The following is a 2,414-nucleotide window of genomic DNA, read 5'->3' on the forward strand; positions in this document are numbered from 1 at the left end:
TCGGCTTGTTAACTGCATCCGTTCTTTGTGAAAAATAGAACGTATACAGTTAACCTCTTATGTCTTAGCCTTCGGCTTGTTAACTGCATCCGTTCTTTGTGAAAAATAGAACGTATACAGTTAACCTCTTATGTCTTAGCCTTCGGCTAAGGCGCTTTCGGCGCTTTGGACAAAATCTATGACTTTGAGTTGGAGGCTTTTTTGATTGTTCCAATCATTTTCTTCGAGGGTGAAGACGACATCCAGAGGCTCTTTACCGCTGATCCGGGGGAATTTTTCGGCCATTCCGAATCCAATCCCATCCAAAAAGATATTTCCCTGGTTAAGAGAAAACCGGATATGCTGCTCCTTTACGATCCTGGAATATCCTTTGTCTTCCAGTTGCCTGGCGAGGAAGACCGGCTGGGGGTTTCCCGGACCGAAGGGCTCCATTTGATGCAGTATCTTATAAAAAGAAGGGGTAATTCCTGAAAAGGGCAGTTCTGCATCCAGGGTAAGTTCAGGGACTAAAGACCGTGGTTCTATCGTTGAAGAGACGATTTCTTCGAATTTAAGGCGGAATGCCGTTACCTGTTCGGGCAAAAGGGTTACACCGGCAGCTGCAAAATGACCTCCATATCCCAATAAATGTTCGCGGCAGGCGTGGATAGCCTCATACAAATTAAAGCCATTGACGCTTCTGGCGCTCCCGGCAATCAGGTCTCCGCTGCGGGTAAGGACCACGGTAGGGCGGTAGTATTTTTCAATCAGTCTGGAAGCAACGATTCCGACAACTCCTTTATGCCAGTGTGGCTGGAAAAGGACCGTCGATTTCCGGTTCATCTGGTCAGGATCGTTTTTTAAAATGGTCAATGCTTCTTCCGTCATATTGATATCTGCTTCCTTCCGATCGGTATTATCGGAATGCAGCTGACCGGCAAAAACCAGGGCTTTATCCAGATCCTGCGCGGTAAACAGCAGAACAGCCTTTCTGGCGTCATCCATTCGTCCGGCTGCATTTACCCGGGGAGCGATCAGGTAAACCAGGTTATTCACCTTTATTTCTTTTTGCAGACCGGTTAATTGTATAAGCGCTTTAATGCCGTTATTCGGATTTTCGTTCGCCTTTTTCAAGCCATAATAAGTCAGGATCCTGTTTTCCCCATCCATAGGTACGATGTCGGCAGCAATGGCGGTTGCAACCAGATCCAGGAATTGAAATGGTTCATCCCTGGAAATTTCCAGCTTTTCCGACAAGGCAGTGATTAATTTAAAACCGACTCCGCAACCGCTTAATTCTTTATAGGGATAACCGCAGTCGGGTTGTTTGGGATTGAGAATAGCAACTGCAGCGGGTAGCCGGGTATCGGGAAGGTGATGATCGCATACAATGAAATCTATCCCCAACGAACTGGCATATGCGATCAGGTCGACGGATTTGATGCCGCAATCGAGGGCGATAATCAGGGTAAATCCATTTTCTTTTGCAAAATCGATAGCCTGGCGGGAAACTCCGTATCCTTCGCGGTAACGGTGCGGAATATAAAAATCAATCAAACCGGACTGATACCATTTTTGCAGAAATTGATACAGACAGGCTACAGCGGTAGTACCGTCCACATCATAATCCCCATAAACAAGAATTTTCTCCCGATCACCGAAAGCTTTTAAAATCCTGTTAACGGCTTTATCCATGTCTTTCATCAACCACGGATCATGAAGATCCTTTAACTGCGGCCGGAAAAAACTCCTTGCCTGGTCAAAATTTTCTATTCCCCGCTGTACCAATATGCGGCAAATGACCGGATTAATCTTTAATGCATCCTGCAGGGCTGCGGCTTTGAGGGGATCTGCCTGTAACAAGGTCCATTTTTTTTCCATACTTTAATTTTGGCTCCCGGGCTTCAGGCAGCAAGGTGACCCCTTGAGCTAATATTTCCTGTCCGTCGTATATCTTACCAGTTCTTCAAGGGCTTTCCGGGTCTCATTATCATCGAATTCATGTAAGATAGCCAATGCTTCATCGCGGTAGATATTCATTTGTTGAACAGCATAATCAATGCCCCCTGCTTCAGATACTTTTTTTATGACATATTGTACTTTTTCGTGGTCCCTGTTATGGTTCTTGATGATATAGATAAGCTCTCTTCGTGTGGACCTGTCCAGCTTATTCAGTGCATAAATGAGCGGAAGGGTAAGTTTTTTTTCCTTAATATCATTACCGGTAGGTTTGCCAACGGCTTCGCTCCCATAGTCGAACAAATCGTCCTTAATCTGAAAGGCGATCCCGACTTTTTCTCCGAACCGGCGTAATTTCTCAGTCAGGATCTCATCACCGGAGGATGAAAAAGCGCCGGCTGCACAGGAAGAGGCGAGCAGAGAGGCTGTCTTATTCCGGATGATCTCAAAATATACGGTTTCGCTCAGGTTAAGCG

Annotated in this window: 2 protein-coding genes; both read right to left on the reverse strand. The window is 45.9% G+C overall.

Features of this window, described 5'->3' with window-relative positions; translation table 11 throughout:
* Positions 1 to 135 precede the first annotated feature (135 nt).
* Positions 136 to 1,860: a single-stranded-DNA-specific exonuclease RecJ gene (gene recJ / locus ACX0G9_RS31570; RefSeq protein ID WP_459068987.1), complete on the reverse strand. Its 1,725-nt coding sequence runs from the start codon at positions 1,858 to 1,860 to the stop codon at positions 136 to 138.
* Positions 1,861 to 1,908: 48 nt separating this feature from the next.
* The coding region (locus ACX0G9_RS31575) for a polyprenyl synthetase family protein (protein ID WP_459068988.1) at positions 1,909 to 2,414 on the reverse strand (506 nt) is incomplete at its 5' end.

The organism is Flavitalea flava, assembly GCF_054461575.1.

What these genes read in the sequence shown, in the direction of transcription:
- recJ (WP_459068987.1), bottom strand. Translation starts at nt 1,860, where the DNA reads ATGGAAAAAAAATGGACCTTGTTACAGGCAGATCCCCTCAAAGCCGCA.